5 protein-coding genes (1 of these 5 only partly in view) are annotated in these 20,034 nt (G+C 62.2%); 2 read left to right on the top strand and 3 right to left on the bottom strand.

What is annotated here, in order from left to right; genetic code table 11:
* The first annotated feature begins 92 nt into the window (after positions 1-92).
* Both QMK51_RS09595 and QMK51_RS09590 read left to right on the top strand, forming a co-directional pair.
* On the top strand, positions 93-1,751 hold the full coding sequence (locus QMK51_RS09595; RefSeq protein WP_320393864.1) for a cyclic peptide export ABC transporter: 1,659 nt from the start codon (positions 93-95) through the stop codon (positions 1,749-1,751).
* A gap of 136 nt (positions 1,752-1,887) precedes the next feature.
* Positions 1,888-6,063, top strand: coding sequence for an amino acid adenylation domain-containing protein (locus QMK51_RS09590; RefSeq protein WP_320394495.1), 4,176 nt, complete (start codon positions 1,888-1,890; stop codon positions 6,061-6,063).
* A 169-nt stretch (positions 6,064-6,232) separates the two neighbouring features.
* Here QMK51_RS09590 and QMK51_RS09585 read toward each other — a convergent pair whose 3' ends face one another.
* From QMK51_RS09585 to QMK51_RS09575, 3 genes are all read right to left on the bottom strand, one after another.
* Positions 6,233-8,713: a TonB-dependent siderophore receptor gene (locus tag QMK51_RS09585; RefSeq protein ID WP_320393863.1), complete on the bottom strand. Its 2,481-nt coding sequence runs from the start codon at positions 8,711-8,713 to the stop codon at positions 6,233-6,235.
* A 342-nt stretch (positions 8,714-9,055) separates the two neighbouring features.
* Positions 9,056-12,289 carry an amino acid adenylation domain-containing protein gene (locus QMK51_RS09580; protein WP_320393862.1) on the bottom strand — a complete coding sequence of 1,078 codons (3,234 nt, stop codon included), beginning with the start codon at positions 12,287-12,289 and terminating at the stop codon, positions 9,056-9,058.
* Positions 12,286-20,034, bottom strand: the 3' portion of a protein-coding gene (locus QMK51_RS09575) for a non-ribosomal peptide synthase/polyketide synthase (RefSeq protein ID WP_320393861.1). 5,769 nt of this gene lie beyond the right edge of the window; 7,749 of the gene's 13,518 nt are visible here — the last part of the coding sequence; its start codon lies off the right edge, out of view — the gene reads right to left on this strand; the stop codon is at positions 12,286-12,288. Before QMK51_RS09575 ends, QMK51_RS09580 begins: the two co-directional genes overlap by 4 nt.

The raw sequence follows: 20,034 nt of genomic DNA, 5'->3' as shown, positions 1-20,034 counted from the left end.
GCGCGGCTAAATCGCCGCCCACGGGTTTCGTCTTTTAAGCAGCCAAACTCTTGAACCTTTGCCCTTTAGCGGCACTTGAAGCGGAAACTTCCATGACCTCAAAATCCCGCGGAGCCTTCAGTGAAGTCCTCGGCCTGCTCAGGCCTTTCCGGGTCATCGTTGTGGTGTCGATCATGCTCGGCATGCTCGGTGGCCTCAGCATCACCGCATTACTGGCGACCATCAATGACGCGCTGAACGCCGCCGACACCCCGTCAACCCGGGTGTTGGCAACGTTTATCGCCCTGTGCGCGGTGGCGTTGCTGACGTCGATCCTGTCGGACATCGGCACCAACCATGTCGGGCAGCACATCATTGCCGGGCTGCGTAAATCCCTGGGGGAAAAAGTGCTGTTGGCACCGATCGAACAGATCGAGCGCTTCCGCAGTTATCGACTGATTCCGGTGCTGACCCATGACGTCGACACCGTCAGTGATTTCGCCTTTTCCTTCGCGCCGCTGGCCATTGCGTTCACCGTCACCCTCGGGTGCCTGAGCTACCTGGCCTACCTGTCGTTGCCGATGTTTGCCTTGCTGCTGGTGGCCTTGGTGATCGGCACCACGCTGCAATACGTGGCCCGGGCCAAGGGCATCAAGGGTTTCCAGGCGGCTCGCGAAGCCGAGGACGAACTGCAAAAGCACTACAGCGCGATTGCCGCCGGCGCCAAGGAACTGCGCATCCATCGTCCGCGCCGCCAACGCATGTTCAGCCAACGCATCGAAGGCACCGCTGACTTCATCTGCAACACGCACATCCGCGCGGTCAACACCTTCGTGGTGGCCAAGACCCTTGGCTCGATGCTGTTTTTCGTGGTGATCGGCCTGGCGCTGGCCCTGCAATCGCTGTGGCTGGGCACTGATAAAGCGGTGCTCAGCGGGTTCGTGCTGGTGCTGCTGTACATGAAGGGCCCGATGGAATACCTGGTCACCACCCTGCCGGTGGTCAGCCGCGCCAACATTGCGTTCAAGCGCATCGCCGATCTGGCGGAGCAGTTTTCTTCACCGGAACCGCACCTGCTGCTCAGTGACAAAGACGCGCCGAAACCGGTGGTCGAACACCTTGAATTGCGCGACGTGCATTTCGCCTTCCCGGCGGTGGACGGCAGCAAGCCCTTCGCCCTCGGGCCGGTCAACCTGTCCATCGTCCAGGGCGAGATCGTGTTTATCGTCGGCGAGAATGGCGGCGGCAAGACCACGCTGATCAAGTTGTTGCTGGGGCTGTATGCGCCGCAGGGCGGGGAAATCATCCTTAACGGTAAGCCGGTCCTGGCGCATAACCGCGACGACTATCGCCAGTTGTTCACCACGATTTTCGCCGACTACTACCTGTTCGACGAATTGGTGCAAGGCGAACAGAACGTTCCCGAAGACGCCAACCGTTACCTGGAACGCCTGGAAATCTCGCACAAGGTCGCCATCCGCGATGGCGCCTTCAGCACCACCGACCTGTCCACCGGCCAGCGCAAACGCCTGGCCCTGTTGAACGCCTGGCTGGAAGAACGCCCGGTGCTGGTGTTCGACGAGTGGGCGGCCGACCAGGACCCGGCCTTCCGGCGCATCTTCTACACCGAGCTGTTGCCGGAACTCAAATACCTGGGCAAGACCATCATCGTCATTTCCCACGACGACCGTTACTTCGATGTCGCCGACCAATTGGTGCGAATGGAGGGCGGACGGGTCGTCGCGCAGAAGCCGTCGTTGGCGGCGGTCTGATCACGCTCTCTGCCAACGCCTGTCAATCCGCCGGAGCGCCCTCGTTCCGGCCGTTACCCACTGAATGTTTACCCGTGTGGGCGCAACGTCCGGCCAAGCCGTCAGCGCCCAGGCGGCCGCCGACGAAGAGAGACCGATGAACGACATGATCGATGATGATGTACTGGCGCTGCTGCTGGCCGATGCCGGTGATCAACCCCAAGGCATCGCCGCCCGCGCACGGCAAACCCCGGCGCCACTCTCCTTTGCCCAGCAACGGTTGTGGTTTGTACAGCAACTGTCACCGCAGAGTGCCGCTTACAACCTGCCGCGAGTGATGCGCATCACCGGCACGCTGCAGGCACAGCGTCTGGAAATTGCGCTGAACCGGGTGCTTGACCGCCACGACATCCTGCGCACGGCGTTCCGCGAGATCGACGGCGTGGCCATGCAGGTGGTCGATGATCAGGCGAAGTTGGTGCTCGGCCAGGAAGACCTGACCGCACTGGCCGACGAAGACCGCGCCCGGCAGATAGCGCTGCGCATCGAGTCCCAGGCGGGCACGCCGTTCGACCTGCGCCAGGCGCCGCTGATGCGCGCGACCTTGCTCAAGGTCGGCACCGAAGAACAGCTGTTGCTGATGAACATGCACCACATCGTCTCCGATGCCTGGTCCAATGCGATCCTGATGCAGGACCTGAACCGTGCCTTCGCCCAGGCCAGCGACGCAGACGCCCCGCCGCTGCCACGTCCGGCGATTCAATACGCCGACTATGCAGCCTGGCAACGCGGTGACTACCTGCACAGCGCGACCTGCGCCAACAGCGCCGACTACTGGCAAAACTACCTGGGCACTCCGTTGCCGACCCTGGATATGCCGGTGGATTTCCCCCGCAGCGCGCAACACCGCCATCCGGCCGGCAAGCATGAGTTCGAACTGCCGGGGTCACTTTCGGCTGCCCTGAACCGCTTCTGCCAACAACAGGGCCTGACGCCGTTCGTGACCGCGCTCGGGGCCTGGCAACTGTTGTTGAGCCGCTACAGCGGTCAGCAGGACTTTACCGTCGGCGTGCCGAATGCCACGCGCAATCGCAGCGAAACCCAAGCGCTGGTCGGCTTCTTTGTCAGCAGTCAGGTGTACCGCGTACGCCTCGATCCGTTGCTGTCCGCCAGCGATTTCCTGCAGCGCCTGCGCCGCGAATCCCTGGCGGCGCTGGACCATGCGGATTACCCGCTGGAGTTGAGTTTCGATGCCCTGCAATTGCAGGCCAGCGCACAAGCCAATCCGCTGTTCCAGGTGCTGTTCAACTGGCGGGCCGACAGCGCGGAGCCTGCGCACATCGATCTGGACGGACTGGTGTTGGAGTTTCTTGACGCGGGGTCGGGTCAGGCCAAGTTCGATTTGTCGCTAGACGTCGCGTACTCGCCACACGGCCTGGCGGCGAGCCTGGAATACAGCCGCGACCTCTACACCCCCGAGACCATCGAGCGTCTGGCCGGGCACTGGCAGAATCTGCTACAGGCACTGGTCGATGATCCTGATCGCGCGCTCGGCGAACTGCCGTTGCTGGGCGAGGATGAGCGACAAGTGCAGTTGCAGCAGTGGAACCCGCCCGTGTCGGCCCAACCCGAGGAAGGCGTGCATCAATTGTTCGAACGCCAGGCGCTGGCCACACCGCACGCGGTGGCGCTGATCTGCGACGATCTTCAGCTCAGCTACACCCAGCTCAACGCCGCCGCCAATGGCCTGGCCCACTCGTTGATTGCACAGGGTGTCGGACCGGAAGTGCTGGTGGGTATCGCCGTGGAGCGTTCGGCGCAGATGATCATCAGCCTGCTGGCGGTGCTCAAGGCTGGCGGCGCTTATGTACCGCTGGACCCCGACTACCCGCGGGAACGCCTGGCCTGGATGATTGAAGACAGTGGCCTGAGCGTGTTGCTGAGCCAGCGTTCGCTGCTTGATCGGCTGCCGTCGTTGCCTGGCGTCCAGCGACTTTGCGTCGACGACATCAATGTCCGGGGGACGCTGCCCGCCCCCAACCCGCCTTGCCGCACTACTGGCAAGAACCTCGCCTATGTGATGTTCACGTCCGGCTCCACCGGTCGCCCCAAAGGGGTCGGCATCACCCAGGCGGCGTTGACCCGTCACGCCCAGGTGGCATTGGCGTTTCTTGGCCTGACCGCACAGGACCGTTCCCTGCAGTTCGCCACGTTCAACTTCGATGCCTTCGTCGAGCAGCTTTACCCGGCGTTGATCTGCGGCGCCTCGGTGGTGCTGCGCGGGCCGGATATCTGGGACAGTGCAACCTGGTACCGCGAACTGCTCGACAAACAGTTCAGCGTCAGCGACCTCACCACCACCTACTGGAACATGCTGGCCAAGGACTTCGCCGCAGCCGGTCAGCGCGACTACGGTGCATTGCGGCAAGTGATCGTCGGTGGCGAAGCCATGCCACCGGAGGGCGTGGCGGCCTGGGGCAAGGCCGGGCTCGGGCACGTGCGGCTGCTGAACACCTACGGGCCGACGGAAACGACGGTCAGCGCCACGGTGCTCGATTGCAGCGACTACGTGACGGGGCATATCGCCCTGCCCAAAAGCATGCCGATCGGCCAACCTCTGGCCGGACGTGCGATTTACCTGCTCGATGCCGGCGGCCAGCCGGTGCCGGTGGGCGTCGTGGGTGAACTGGTGATTGCCGGCGACCTGCTCGCACGTGGTTACTTCAAGCGACCTGAGCTCACGGCCGAGCGCTTCATCCCCGACCCGTTCGATGCTCAGGGCGGCGGCCGTCTCTATCGCACCGGCGATCTGGCGCGCTACCGCGCCGACGGCGTGATCGAGTATGCAGGCCGGTTGGATCACCAGGTGAAGATTCGTGGTTTCCGCATCGAACTCGGGGAAATCGAGTCATGCCTGCTGCAATCGCCCCAGGTCCGTGAGGCGTTGGTGGTTGCCCGGGAAGGCGCGGCGGGTTTGCAGTTGATCGGCTATGTCGTGGCGCAAAGCGACTCGCTGAACGAGCAGCAACACCTCGACCTGCGCGAAACCCTCAAGGCTGAACTCAAGGTCAATCTGCCGGACTACATGGTGCCCAGTCATCTGTTGATACTGGCCGCCATGCCGTTGAGTCCCAACGGCAAGCTGGACCGCAAGGCCCTGCCGCTGCCCGACCTCAGCCAGACACAGCGGCCCTTCATGGCGCCCGACACGCCGCTGGAAAAAGCGCTCGCCGAACTTTGGCAAGAAGCGTTGCAGGTCGACCGTGTCAGCCTGGACGACAATTTCTTCGAACTGGGCGGCCACTCGATTCTGGCTATTCAATTCATCTCGACCCTTAACACGCGCCTGGGCATCAAACTGGCGCTGCAACAAATGCTGGCTCACCCCAATGTCCAGGCGCTGGCCAGATTCATCGCCCTGGAACATCAGCAGAATGCGCAATGCGTGGTCGAACTCAATGCCTCGACCGCGTCGGCACCGCCACTGTTCTGCCTGCACCCCAGCGGCGGTATCGTGTTCTGCTATCAGCCGCTGGCGAAAAAACTCAGCGCCCACGCCCGGACCTTCGGCGTGATGCACAAGGGCTTCGCCGACAAAGACTCGAACCCACAGACCTGGGCCGAGATGATTGCCGACTACAGCGCACAGATCGTCGAAAAACAGCCCCACGGCCCCTATCGATTGATGGGCTGGTCATTGGGTGGCGCGATCGCCATGGACATCGCCGCTCACCTGGAACGCCAGGCCAAGGAAGTAACCTTCCTCGGCCTCGTCGACACCACCTTGCCCGAACATGACCTGCCCGCTGACCTGCCACGCAAGCCCCTGGAAGAAGACAACCCGAACCACCTCAGCGCGGAAAACGAACTGCTGGCGGCCCTCGAAGTCTTCAACCTGATGTTTGCGCACCTGGAAGAAGCGGCGGCCGCCTTCATGGCGCAGAACCCGACGACCGACCTCAAGGGCTTCTATCGCTGGGTCAGTGAACAGACAGCCACCGGCGAGCAACAGATGATCGCGACCCTGGAAGGCATCAAGCAGGAAATCATGAACGCCCAGGCCTATGCGATTCACGATCGTCTGGTGGACGCGTTCAACGCTTTCTCGCTGCCGATGCTCAAGGTCCAGGCCAGTTGCTGGTGGTCGCTGTCGCATAAAACCCTGGAGCAAGTGCTGCATTCGGAACAACTGCTCAGGGCCCACAACGTGACAGGCCAATTGCACACCTCGATCCACTCACCGCTGCCACACCGCAGCATGATCTACGCCGAGTCGCTACTCGAGTCGTTTACCGAAGTGTTCCTCGACTGCCAAGGTGAGTCATGTAGCTGACCTGGCGACGGCAAAAAAACGCAGAAACCATGGCTTCTGCGTTTTTGTTTGTACTTCAGGTAATCGATAAAAAGATCGCAGCCTCGCGGACTCGGCAGCTGCTACAAGCATTAGCCCGCGCCCCTGATAAAAGGGCGCGGGCCGGAACATTGACGCTCGTGCAAAGGACTCAGAACTCCGGCGTGTACTTCACGCTGAACATCACGTTGCGTGGATCACCGTAGTTGTTGTTGCCGTTAATCTGGTTGTAGGCCGCTGCGAAGTAGGTCTTGTCAAACAGGTTGTTGGCATTCATCGCCAGCTCGATTTCCGGGGTGAGCTGGTAACCGACTCGGGCATTCCACACGGTATAACCCGGAACGTTGACGGAGTGGTCGAAACCTACCGTGTGGGTTTGTGCGGTAAAGCCCAGGCCGGTACTCACACGTCTCCAGTCGCCGCTCAACTGATAATTGCCCCACACACGCAGCATGTGTTTAGGCGTCCACCAGCTGAAGATTTTGCCTTCGTTGTCAGGGTCGTCGAGGTATTGGGTGGTGTTGTAGGTGTAGCCGGCAAACAGTTGCAGATTGTCGATCACTTCGCCGCTGATTTCAGCGTCCAGACCCTGGCTTCGCACTTTGCCCGATGCCGTCGAGCAATACCAACCGTCGCAGGTTTGCGCACCCTGCGTATCGAGAACGGCACGGTTTTCCTGGTCGTAACGGAACAGGGCCACGGATGTATTGATCCGGCCATCCATCAACTCGCCCTTGAGACCCACCTCGTAGTTACTGCCGACAATCGGTTTAAGTACCGAGCCGGCGGTATCGCGTTCGGTTTGCGGTGTATATACGTCGGTGTAACTGGCGTAGACCGCCCATTCACGGCTCAGGTCATAAATGATGCCGGCGTAGGGCGTGACTTCTCCGGTTTCAGTGGCGGTGCTTTTTGGATCTTCTGTAATGCCGGTCGCGGTCTGGGTCGAAGACTTGTAATTGTAGTCGTACCAACTGACCCGCGAGCCGAGCACCAGGGTCAGGTCTTCAACAGGCTTGACCCGCCAGCTGCCGTACAGGCCTTTCTGGCGGATGTCGTATTGGCTGGGAGTCCCACGACCACCGGGGCTATTGATCAAGCCTTCGTAGCTGATCTGCGGACGGTTGTGATCAATGTCGAAGATATTGTCGGAGCTGTCATTGAAGGTTCGGGCGTATTTGTCGTCCGAGGTGTATTTGGAATAGTTGCCGCCCACCATGATTTCCTGCGGCATGGACAAGGCTTCGAACTTGCCGGTGAGGTTCATGTCCAGAGCGACTTTGGTGGAATCCATGTCCGTCACGAAGTCAGCGTATTGCACGCCGCTGCCATCGGGATTGATGCCATCGCCGGAGGATTGCACCCGCTGGTTCTTCGCCTTGTTGGTTTCCGTCATGCGCACGGCGCCGACCTTGAAGGCCCAGTCGTCGTTGAAACGGTGTTCCAGATCGGTGTAGAGCGTGGTGACGTCGATATCCGAATGGTTCCACTTCGCCCCGGTGTACGTGCTGCGCGGCAGGTCGATGGGTTTACTGTCGGAGTAACGCGGGAAGCCGCGGACATTCGAGCGCGATTCGCCGTCGGACTGGCTGACCGCCACGCCCACGGTAGTGGCTTCGCTCAGATCGAAGTCCAGCGCGCCGTACAGCGAGGTGGTCTTGTACCATTCGGAATCAACGAACGTGTGGGTGTCGTCCTGGTCGACAAGGAAACGTCCACGGATGGTGCCGTTCTGGTTCAACGGCCCACCGGCGTCCAGTTGCAGACCGTAGTGATCCCAGGAGCCGGCCTTGCCGGTCAGGGTCACGGTCGGTGTGGCCTGACCGCGCTTGCGCACCAGGTTGACCGCGCCACCCGGGCTGCCGGTGCCTTGCAGCAAGCCCGACGCACCGCGCAGCACTTCCATGCGGTCGAAGAAAATCAAGTCCTGCGTGGCCCAGTTGCCCAGCGCGTAAGTGTTGCGCGGGATCGGCACACCGTCGTACTGCCAGTCATCGATCTGGAAACCGCGCGAAGAGAGGATCAAACCTCTGCCAACGCCTTGGGCTCCGACCAGTCCGGTGGTCTTGTTGGCCGCGTCCTTGAGATCGACGATATCCTGATCATCCATTTGCTTGCGGGTCATCACCGTGACCGACTGCGGGATTTCCTTGAGGGTGTGGGTGCCCTTGCCGATGGTCACGGCATTCGAGGTGTAGGAATTCGAACCTTCGGTGGTCGCGCCCACCTGTTGCGCGTTGATGGTGGTGGCGCCCAGTTCCAGACCCTCGGTCGAACTGCCGCGTACCAGCATCAGCGTGTTGCCTTCAAAGCTGTAGTGCACGCCCGTGCCCTTGAGCAATTGGGCAATCGCCGCTTCGCTGCTCAACTTGCCGCTGACGCGTGTGCTGCGCAGGCCGGCCATGTCATCGGCGTTGTAGATCACCTGCTGATTGGTCTGCGTGCCAAACGCCTGCAGCGCCAGAGGCAAAGGCTGGGCAGGAATGTTGAGGGTGAAGTCTTCGGCGTGGACCTGCGCGCTGAGCGGCAGCAGGCAAGCCATGCCCAGACCGGCCAACGAGCGACGCGATCGCAGGGTTCGGGCAATGACCAAGGCCTTGAACAGAGGTTTCAACTCATGAATTGCTGACATCGTGCTCTCTATTTTTAATTGAAATGGATAGGATCCATGGGCAACCGAGTGCCCTGCCGCTGCCAGGACCTGTGAACCGCCTGGATCGGCTGCCATCTCGGACAACACGTCGCAAGTCGATGACCGGCCCCTCCCCGGGCTCGATCGTTTGTCCGGGCAGCGGTAAAAATGTGTACGGCTGGGAAAAACTGAACCCTGTGGCTACCCTGCCCGGCTCGATTTATCTGCTTACGTAAGTAAGACGCAGCACCGTGCAGAAACCGGAATGAGTTTATTTATCATTTGCGAAAAAATTCAAAAAAAGGCCGACGCATTGGGCGTCGGCCTTTTTTTTCTGCTACTTCAACCGTTTTGTGCAGCCTTGGCGTTTTGCAGTTGCCGGGCTTTTTCGGTGAGCAACGCTTTTTCTTCGGGGCTCATGTTGTCCAGACGCAGCCTCGCCTGGGCCATCTTCTCCAACTGACCCGGACTGCTTTCCCGGGAGCGCAACGCCGCCGCCAGACCTGCCACGGTCGGATGGTCAAACACCACGCCCGGCTGGATTTCGCACTGCAACAACTTGCGAATGCCGGCCACCAGTTTGATCACCAGCAAGGAATGCCCCCCGGCGGCGAAAAAGTCCCGGTCGATGCCCAGACGCTCACCCCCCAGTAACTGCGCCATGCGCGTCACCAGCAATTGCTCAAGAGCATCGCGGGGCTGCATGCCTCCATCGTCAGCCGAGGTGGACGCGAGTTGTTGCAAGGCCTTGCGGTCAACCTTGCCGTTGGCCAGTCGCGGGAAGCTGTCGATCAACTGCAAGTGCTGCGGCAGCATCACACTGGGCAGGCGCAACGCCAGTTCGTCGCGAACGGCATCGAGCAAAGTCGCCGAAGGCGCCTGATGCGGCACGATGAAAGCGAGCATCCCGTCTTGCGCGGACGGCCCCGGCAACACCAGTGCTTGCGCGACCTGTGGCAAACGCAGTAACTCGGCTTCGATCTCTGCCAGTTCGATGCGAAAACCCCGTACCTTGATTTGCTGATCGCGCCGACCGTGCAACGCAATCGCCAGATCCGGGCGATAGCGGGCCAGGTCGCCGGTGCGGTACAGGCGCTCCTGCGGATTGAACGGGCTCTGGATAAACACTTGCGAATCGGCCTCGACATTCACGTAGCCGCGACACAACTGCGCGCCGCCGAGGTACAACTCGCCCAGCACGCCGACCGGCGCCAGTTGCAGGTTATCGTCGAGTACAAACACCTGATTGTTGCCCAACACCCGGGACAGAACGCCGGCGTCAGGCACCGCCGCCTCCAGATCCAGCGGATGAACCAGCACGCCGACCGTGGCCTCGGTCGGGCCGTAGTGATTGAACACCCGGCAATCACTGCGCAAACCGGCGATCCGTTGCACCAATGCCTGGGCAATCGGCTCGCCGCCCAGCACCAGCGTGCGTGGCAGTTGCGCGCGTTCGCTGTCGAGCAGCGCAGCCAGGTGCGACGGAACGATCTTCAGGCAATCGATGGCTTGCCGTTGCAGGAAATCGGCAAACAAATTGCCGTCCTGCATCTGCTCATCGCTGGCCACATGCAGCGAGGCGCCGTTGAACAAGGCGCCGAACAGCGCCGTGTTGCCCAGGTCCGCCGCCACCGTGGAGGTGAAACCGAACTGCTGGCACTGCTCCAGCCCCAGGGCCTGGCTGACGTGAGCGGTGTAATTGAGCAATTGCCGGTGCTCGATGACCACGCCTTTCGGCATACCGGTGGAGCCGGAGGTGAACAGCACGTACGCGGCCTGATCGCCCTGTGTGTCGAGGCTGATGGCCGACGTGCTCGCCGGGGCCGATTGCAGCACCCGGTCCACGGTCGCCAGAGGCAACGGATAATCGTGCCATTGCGCGATGTGCCCGGCGTCGACCAGCAGCAACGCAGCGCCGGCCTGTTCCAGCATCAATGCTTGACGGGCTTGCGGCCATTGCGGGTCCAGCGGCAGGTACGCCGCGCCGATGCGCCACGCCGCGAGCATGGCGATCACCAGCTCCGCCGAGCGTGGCAAGGTCAGCGCGACGATAGCTCCCGGCGCCATGCCCTGGGCTTTCAATGCCTGGGCCAACACCTCGACCTTCGCCTGCAACTGCCCGTAACTCAGGCGTCGATCGCCGTCAGTCAGGGCGATGGCTTGCGGCGTGGTCCGGGCCCAGTCGGCAATGCGCTGCGGCAAGAACCGGTTATCGACCAGTGCTCGCGCTGGCGGGTTGATCGACAGCAAGCGCTGTTGTTCGGCGGCTTCCAACACGTTCAGTTGACCGAGTTCGGCGTGAAGATTGGCAACGATGTTTTCGAGCAATACGCGCAACTGCGCCAGCAACCCTTCCATCGCCTGGACCGAGTAGCGGGACGGGTTGTAATGCAGGTGGAACGCGTGGGCGTTGCCCGCCTCGTCCGTTTCCAGTTCAAGCATTAATTCAAACAGTGCATCGCGCACTGTCGAACGCGGAGTCCATTGCAAATCAGCGGACGTCGCGGCTTGCGTGGCCCGGCAAACAGCAAAACCATACGCCGGGCGAGCCGCCGTCGGCGCCAGTTCAGGCGACCAGTATTCCTGCCAAGTACGGTGCTCATCCAGACGCGCCGCCAACTCCGCCACCCAGGTGCTGAACGCTGCATTCGTCGTCAGTAGCAGGTTCAGCGGCAGGGTTTTCTCGAACACGCCCACGGCATCGCTGAAGTATTCGTAATCTTCGCGACTGTCATGCCGCACACCGACCAGCACCTGTTCATGCCCGCTGAGCCGACTCAGCAACAGCCACCAGGCCGCTTGCAGCACCACACTCGGCGATTGCTCCAACGTCCCGGCCACTTGCTGCAAACCGCTGCGCAGTGCCGGATCGAGTGTGAGCGCCAGCAATTCAGTGGTCGACGACAATCCAGGATTCCCGTTGCGATAGGCCAGCCACGGAGTACTCAAATCGGGATCGGCGCCTTGCAGGTGCTCCTGCCAGTAGGTACGTGCATCGGCCGCGTCTTCGTCGAGCACCACTTCACTGCGCCATTCCAGGTACTGGGTGAACTCACCGGTCTCTTCATCGTCCGCCGCCGACTGTTGCCCATAGGCCCGCACCAATTGCTGATACAGCAATCGCACGCCGCTTTCATCGAGGCTGTGCCGGGCCAGGCCCAAGACCAATTTCCATTGATCATCGGCCAGGCGATAGAGCACCGCTTGCGCGCCCTCGGACTCACCGACGACAAAAGCACGCTCCGACCATTCGCTGAGCTGAGCCTGAATACCGGCCGGGGTATCGACCCGCGCCTGCACGCTCAGCGGGAAGCGCTCCGCCCCCCCGACGAACTGCCGGACACCATGGAAACCCGGCGCCTTGCCCAGCCGCGCGACCAGCATTGGCTGTTGCGCCAGCACCCGATCCAGTGCGTTTTGCACCCGCTGCGGATCGAGGGCGCCGCGGATCTCGATCTCCAGGAAATGCAGCGCATCGCCACAGGCCGGGGCCTTGGGCAACTGCTCCAGCAACCGTTGCTGTTCAGGCGTCAAGGCGTAACCCAGGTCCTGCTGGTCCATCGATACCTCGTTCATGCTCCGGTTTCCTCGGTGTTCATTACGCGTTCAAGGGCACTGCGGTCGAACATGTCGCCCATGGCCACGACAATCTTGCGCGGGCCTTCGAACGGATCACGGGCGTGGGCCACCAGCATGTTGTCGAGCAGGATGGCGTCGCCTTTTTGCCAGTCGAAACGCACCGCGCATTCTTCGTACAAGTCACCGATGCGTTGCATCACTTCGTCTTCGATCGGCGTGCCGTCGCCGTAGAACACATGGCGCGGCATGCGGTCCAGGCCGAACATCGACAACAGGTCTTCCCGCACGTCCGGCTCCAGCCAATAGATGTGATGCAGTTGCACCTGGTTGAAGAACGATTTGGCGCCGGTCACCGGGTGACGAATGATGGCCGGGCCTGGGGTGCGGGTTTGCAATTCGTTGTTGTCGAGCCAGCGCCATTCGATGCCACCGGCCTGGCAACGGGCCTCGACTTCGGCACGGTCTTCGGTCTTGAAGAAGTGCTGCCAGGACACGTCGAGGTTGTCGGTGAAGGTGCGCACGTAAAGCAGGCCTTTTTCCTCGAACTTGTCGCGCAGGTCCGCCGGCAGTTTTTCGTACATCAACCGGCAATCCACTACCGGAGTCGCTCCGCCAATGGGCGCGGCTTGCTCGCAATAGAACATCTGCTTGCGCGGCCAGCGGTCCTGATGGGAGCTCTCGTTATGGAACAGGATCATCTTGCGTTCCGGGTACGGCGTGGAGCGGTAGGTGTTCTTGCCGCCCTCTTTCTTCGGCAGATCGCCGTAATGGCCGTAAAGCCCTGGCTGGATCGCTTCGGCAAACGCCTCGAAGCCCTGAATGCCATCCAGCTCAAAACCACGGAACAGAATCCCGGCATGCTTGACGAGTTTTTCTTCGATCAGCGGCCGGTTGTTGTTGATCCACTCGATCAAGTCCAAATGCGGCTCGTTCGGTTCCAGCAGCAGCGGGAACGGCTGTGGCGCGGCGATCAGCGATTCGCGTATCGGTGCCGGTCGGGCCTTGGCCGCCGGGGCGGCACCGCGCTTGAGGAACTTGCCGAGTTTGTCGGCCTTGGGTCCGGGGACGGCAGGCTTGGCGGCCACCGCTAAATTGTCGACTGGCATGCTGATAGCTCCCAATAGAATGTCCTGATCAGCGACGATCTGTTCCAACAGGGCTATCCAGGCCTTCACCAGGTGCTGAATGCGCTCGTGTCCGAACAAGGTTGTGGCGAATTGCCAAGTACCCAGCAATTGCCCTGCTTCATCGTCAACGAACAACGCCATGTCGAATTTAGAATGGGTCTCCAGCGCCGGCAGCGATTCCACGCTCAAACCGCCCATGGCCTGGGTGCGTCCCGGCAGGTTGTTCATCACGAACAACACTTGCACCAGCGGGTTCATGCCCTTGTGCCGCGGCACGTCCGAGGCGTCGACGATCATGTCGAACGGCAGGTCCTGACGCTCCATGGCACCGAGCAGGGATTCCTGGGTCTGGCCCAGGAATCGGGCGAACGGCGTGGCGGCGTCGAACTGCGAACGCAACGGCAAGACGTTGACGAAGAAGCCGATCAACCGCTCAAGCTCCGGCTGTTCACGCCCGGCCACGTCGGCACCGACCAACACATCCGCAACGCCGCTGACCTGGTGCAACAACACCTGGAACGACGCCAGCAGCGTGCTGTACAGCGTGACGCCCGCGTCCATGGACAACTTGCGCAAGGCCGTGCTGAGTGGCGTGGTGAGCTGGAACTGCACCGCGTCACCCGCATAGGACGGTGTCAAACCACGGGGGTTGTCCGATGGCAACTTCAGTTGCCCGTCATAGCCTGCGAGCCGCGCTTTCCAGTACTCGGCCTGACGCGCCAGCACGCCTTGCTGCTCCAGTTCCTGCTGCCACAGCGCGAAGTCGGAATACTGCACGTCCAGCGCCGGCAACGGGGTCAGGTCACCGGCCTTGATGCGGTGGTAAATCTGCACCAGTTCGTTGACCAGCAAGCCCATCGACCAGCCGTCGGAAATGATGTGGTGCATCGCATAAAGCATCACATGCTCGGTCGGCCCCAGGTGCAGGATCCGTCCACGCAACAGCGGTGCGTGTTCCATATCAATCGGCGTGCGCGCGTTTTCCAGTGCCGCTTGTGCCACCCGCTCTTCCTGGGCACTGCGGGACAGACCGGACAAATCGATCACCGGGAAATCCAGTTCAACCTGCTCGGCGATCACGGCAATCGGGTCACCTTCATCGTCCTGGGTATACGCGGTGCGCAGCACTTCATGGCGGCGCACCACCTCGGCGAAACTGCTGATCAGCCGTTCCACCGACAACTCACCGCGCAAACGCAAGGCCATCGGCATGCCATAGGCCGCGGTGCCGCCGGACAATTGCTCGGCAATCCACAAGCGACGCTGCACCAGCGACAACGGTGCGCTGTGCCGGGTGCCATGGGCCTTGAGCACCACACCGTGGCCGTTCGGCTCAGCTGTGCCCTGCTGCTGCGCGATCCACGCCGCCAGGTCCTTGAGTCGCGGATGGCTGAACAGGTCGCGCAGGCCCAACGTACAGGCCGTGAGTTTGCGCAGGCGCGACACCGCTTGCGTCGCGAGCAGGGAATGCCCGCCCAGTTCGAAAAAGTGATCGTCGCGGCCGACCTGATCCAGTTCCAGCACGTCCTGCCAGACCTTAGCGATCTGCTGCTCCAATGCACCTTCAGGCGCGACAAAGTCCAACGCCACCAGACGGGCATCGACGCCCGGCAAGGCCTTGCGATCGATCTTGCCATTCGGGCTCAGGGGCAGGCCTTCGAGGAACAGCACATGGGCCGGAACCATATAATCCGGCAGGCTGGCCTTCAGGCGTGCCTTGATGTCATCGCGCAACGCCGCCAGCGTGGATGAATCGGCACTGACGTGCGCCGGATCGTCGAACACCACGTACGCCACCAATTGCTGACCGATGGCACCCGGTTGCGCCACCACCAGTGCCTGACGCACCGCAGGAACCTTCAGCAGATGGGTTTCAATTTCACCGAGCTCGATGCGCAAACCACGAATCTTCACTTGATGATCGACCCGCCCGACGTACTCCATCACGCCGTCGGCGCGATAACGCGCGAGGTCGCCGGTGCGGTACACGCGGCCACCGCCCAGTGGATCGAACGGGTCGGGAATGAAGCGCTCGGCGGTCAATTCCGGGCGCTGGAAGTAGCCCCGTGCGAGCAGCTCACCGCCAATCACCAGTTCACCGACCACACCCACCGGCGCCGGTTGGCCCTGGGTGTCGAGCACATGAATCGCCCGGCCGCCCAACGCCCGGCCAATCGGCATGGTCACCGGCAACGGGCTGCGGCCGGACACGTAGTCGCTGCAATCGAGCACCGTGGCGCTGACCGTCGCTTCGGTCGGGCCGTAGGTGTTCAGCAGGCGCACATGGCCCAGCCCGCCCTGGCCCCAGGCGGCAACACCTTCCGGCGGCATGGCTTCGCCACCGACGATCACCTGGCGCAACGCGCCATAGTCACGATGACCCGCCGCTGCGAGGTCCTTGGCCAACATATTCCAGTAGGCAGTGGTCAGGTCGCTGATGCTGAACTGCTTGTCGAGCAATTCGCGATACCAGGTCTCGCTGTCCCAGATGTCCGGCCCGCGCAGCACCACCGAGGCACCGCAAATCAGCGCCGGGTAAAGCTGCTCGACAAAGGCATCGAAGTTGAACGTGGCAAATTGCAGCGAGCGGTCCTGCGGCGTGAGGCCGAGGAAATCCAGGGCCACCCGGGCATGACGGGTCAGCGCCGAGTGGGTGATGCCGACCCCTTTCGGGCGCCCGGTGGAGCCCGAGGTGAACATCACATACGCCAGGTTTGGCGGGCCGCTGCGCTCCGGCAGATTGTCGGCCTGGGTCGGGTAATCCAGTTGATCCAGGCTCAGGACGGTCACGTCCGCAGCTTCTGGCAACGCCGCCGCGAGGTGACTTTGGGTCAACAACACACGCAGACCGCTGTCCTCGATCATCGCACCCAGTCGCTCGGCCGGGTATTCCGGGTCCAACGGCACGTAGGCGCCCCCGGCCTTGAGCACCGCCAGCAGGCTGATAATCATCTGCGTCGAACGCTCGACCGCAATGCCCACCAGCACTTCGGGGCCGACGCCATGTTGCAGCAGCACGCGGGCCAATTGATTGGCCTGAGCATTGAGCTGGGCATAGCTCAGGCGTTGCTCGTCGAAAATCAGCGCCAGCGCTTGCGGTGTGCGCTCGGCTTGCAGTTCAAACAAGCGCTGCACGCACACGTTATCGACCGGCAGCGCCAGCGGCTCGCGCACAGCGGTCGAGACCAGGGCCAGATCGCCCACGGCACTGGCTGCAGGTGCCTCGACCATCTGCAACAGCAGGTGCGCGAGATGCCCGGCCAGTTGTTCAATCGCGGCGTCATCGAACTGCTGACGATCGAAACTCAGTTGAAACGACAACTCGGCGCCGAGGTTGACCGACAAGGTCAACGGGTAATTGGTTTGCTCGAAGTTACCCACTTCACCGAAGCGCAGATCTTGCGGTGCGCCCTGTTGCAGGGCTTCGGAGATCGGGTAGTTCTCGAACACCAGAATGTTGTCGAACAGGGCTTCGCCGCCCTGCCCGGCCCAACGCTGGATGTCGAACAGCGCGGTGTGTTCTTGCTCACGCAAGGCCAGGTTCTGCGCCTGCACCTGTTGCAGCCACTGCGCCAACGGCTGTTCGGCCCGTGGGCTGGCGACCACCGGCAAGGTGTTGATGAACAGACCGATCTGCTGTTCGACCCCGGTCAGTTGCGCCGGACGTCCGGACACCGTGGCGCCGAAGCTGACCGTGTCCAGCCCGGTATAGCGTTGCAACAGCAGCAGCCAGGCTGCTTGCACCAGGGTGTTGAGGGTGACTTTCTGTTCCCGTGCAAACGTATTGAGCCCGGCGGTCTGCGCCTGGTCCAACGTCAGATAGTGCTCGCCTTGAGCGGTGTTGGCGGCATCGCTGCCGGTCCACACCAGCGCCTTGGCCAACCGGGTCGGCTCATCGAACTCGGCCAACTGGCCCTTCCAGAAACCTTCGGTGACCTGCGCGTCCTGTTGCGTCAGCCATTCGATGTAGTCGCGATAACGCCCCGCCGTGTTCGCCGGCACCTGGCCGCTGTAGCGTTGCAGCACTTCCCCTAGCAGCTGCGAATTGCTCCAGCCGTCCATCAAGATGTGATGGCTGGTGTAGATCAGGTGAAAACGCGCGGTGTCGAGACGCACCACCGTCAGGTTCAGCAACGGTGCGGCGGCAAGGTCAAAACCCTGCTGGCGCTGCGCGGCCGCCAGTTCGCTGAGTGCCAGGGCCACATCGCTCCGGGCGCGCCAGTCATGGAAGGTGAACGGCACGGCCAGTTGCTTGTGAATCACCTGCAACGGACGCTTGAACTCACCGTCCCAGACAAAACTGCTGCGCAGCACATCGTGGGCATCCAGCGCCGCTTGCCAGGCCTCGCGGAAACGCTCGACCTGCAACCCCTCAACGTCCACGCACAGCTGATTGATGTAATCGCCGGCCTGCTGTTCGTAGAGGGTGTGGAACAGCATGCCTTGCTGCATCGGTGACAGCGGGTAAATGTCTTCGACCTGGCGTGGCGTCACGGGCAACCCATCGAGCTGGCGTTGCGTCAACCCGGCCAGCGGGAAGTCCGACGGTGTCAGCCCCTGATGCCGAGCCTCACAGCAGTGCTCGATTAACAGACCCAGTTCCTGCGCATAAGCCTGCGCCAATCGCTCGATGGTCGACTGATCGAACATCTGCCCGCTGAACGTCCAGCCAATACTCAATTCGCCGCCATACACCCGGCCATTGAGGGTCAGCCAGTTGCCCAGCGGCGCCAGCGGACTTTGCTCCGCGCCCGCCGATTCGCTGGCCGGGGTGAACAGTGCGCCCGCCTCGTCGCCGAACCCGGCATCGAACTGGCCCAGGTAGTTGAAGGTAATGCGCGGCACGGGCAAGGCTTGCAGCGCATGCCGGGTATTGTCATTGCCCAGATAGCGCAGCGTGCCAAAGCCCAGGCCTTTATCAGGGATCGCCCGCAACTGTTCTTTGATCGTCTTGATCGAGTCCTGCGGCGTGATCGCCGGGGTCAGCCTGACCGGGAACAGGCTGGTGAACCAGCCCACGCTGCGGCTTAAATCGAGCTCTTCGAACAGCGCCTCGCGGCCATGGCCTTCGAGCTGGATCAGGGTCGAGGCTTCACCCGTCCAGTCCGCAATCACCCGCGCCAGCGCCGTCAGTAACAGATCGTTGACCTGTGTGCGATAGGCCGCCGGTGCCTCCTGCAACAGCTGGCGGGTCTGCTCTTTGTCCAGACGGGTCTGTACATGCAAGGCGTGGCGGTTGTGCAACTCGCCCTGGGGTCGATCGCAGGGCAAGTCATTGCGCGAATCCTGCAATTGCCCTTGCCAGAACGTCAGCTGAGCCTGCATCGCCGGGCTGTCGGCATGTTGTTGCAAGCGTCGCGCCCAGGCCTGGGTGGCGCTGGTCTTGGCCGGCAATGTGAGCGTTTGGTCCGCCTGCAACTGCTCGCAGGCCTGTTGCAGGTCTTCGAGCAGAATGCGCCAGGACACGCCGTCGACCACCAGGTGATGGATCACCAGCAACAGTCGCTGACTGCCATCGGCCATGTTCGCCAGCACCGCGCGCAGCAAATTACCGCTCGCCAGTTCGAGGCTGCGCTGTGCCTGTTCGCCCAATTGTTCGAGTGCCTCGGCATCGGCGACCTCGGCGGTCCACAGCAGCGGCGACTGTTGCCAGAGCGCCTGCTGCTCGGCCAGGGAACGATGCTGCGCGGTCCAGTTGTCGCCCTGGCGGGTGAAGGCCAGGCGCAACGCGTCGTGATGGCTGACCAGCGCCTGCAACGCACGCTCCAGGTGTCGGGCGTGCAGCGGTTTGGCGGACTTGAGCAGCACCGACTGGTTCCAGTGGTGCGGCTCGGCCATCTCGCGTTCAAAGAACAACTGCTGGAATGGCAGCAACGGCGTGTCGCCAGTGACCGGGCCCTGGTCGATGCTCAAGCCGCTGTCGCCGACCTTCGCCACTGCCGCGAGGCTTTGCACGTTCTGGTGCAGGAACAGGTCTTTGGGACTGAAATGAATCCCCGCCTGGCGCGCCCGGCTGACCACCTGGATCGAGATGATCGAATCGCCGCCCAGCTCGAAGAAGTTGTCGCTGATCCCCACCTGCGGCCGCCCCAGCACGCTTTGCCAGATCGCCACCAGCGCCTGCTCGGTGGCGCTGATCGGGGCGACGTAAGCCTTGCTGCTGGCCGTGGTGTCGGCCTTGGGCAGCGCCTTGCGCTCCAGTTTGCCGTTGGGGCTGACCGGCATTTTTTCCAGCCACAGCCAATGCTGCGGGACCATGTAGTCCGGCAATGTCTGGCTCAGGTGTTCCTTGAGGCTACGCTGCAAAGCACTGCGAACGTCATCGTCGGCGTGCAGCAATGCGCCGCGCGCTGGCACCACATACGCCACCAACAGCGTGCCGTCCTGGGCGATCACCACCGTTTCACGGACTTCGTCGTGTTCGGCCAGGCGCGCTTCGATCTCGCCCAACTCAATGCGCAGGCCACGGATTTTCACCTGATGGTCCATGCGCCCGGCGTATTCGATCACCCCGTCGGCGCGATAACGCGCCAGGTCGCCGGTGCGGTACAGGCGCTGGCCGTCACCGAACGGGCTGGTCGCGAATCGCTCCGCCGTCAGCGAAGGGCGACGGTG

The organism is Pseudomonas sp. P9_31 (genome assembly GCF_034008235.1).
In the GTDB taxonomy this organism is placed as follows: domain Bacteria; phylum Pseudomonadota; class Gammaproteobacteria; order Pseudomonadales; family Pseudomonadaceae; genus Aquipseudomonas.
This window is presented reverse-complemented; position numbering and strand designations above follow the sequence as displayed.

What these genes read in the sequence shown, in the direction of transcription:
- QMK51_RS09595 (WP_320393864.1), top strand. Translation starts at nt 93, where the DNA reads ATGACCTCAAAATCCCGCGGAGCCTTCAGTGAAGTCCTCGGCCTGCTC.
- QMK51_RS09590 (WP_320394495.1), top strand. Translation starts at nt 1,888, where the DNA reads ATGAACGACATGATCGATGATGATGTACTGGCGCTGCTGCTGGCCGAT.
- QMK51_RS09585 (WP_320393863.1), bottom strand. Translation starts at nt 8,713, where the DNA reads ATGTCAGCAATTCATGAGTTGAAACCTCTGTTCAAGGCCTTGGTCATT.
- QMK51_RS09580 (WP_320393862.1), bottom strand. Translation starts at nt 12,289, where the DNA reads ATGAACGAGGTATCGATGGACCAGCAGGACCTGGGTTACGCCTTGACG.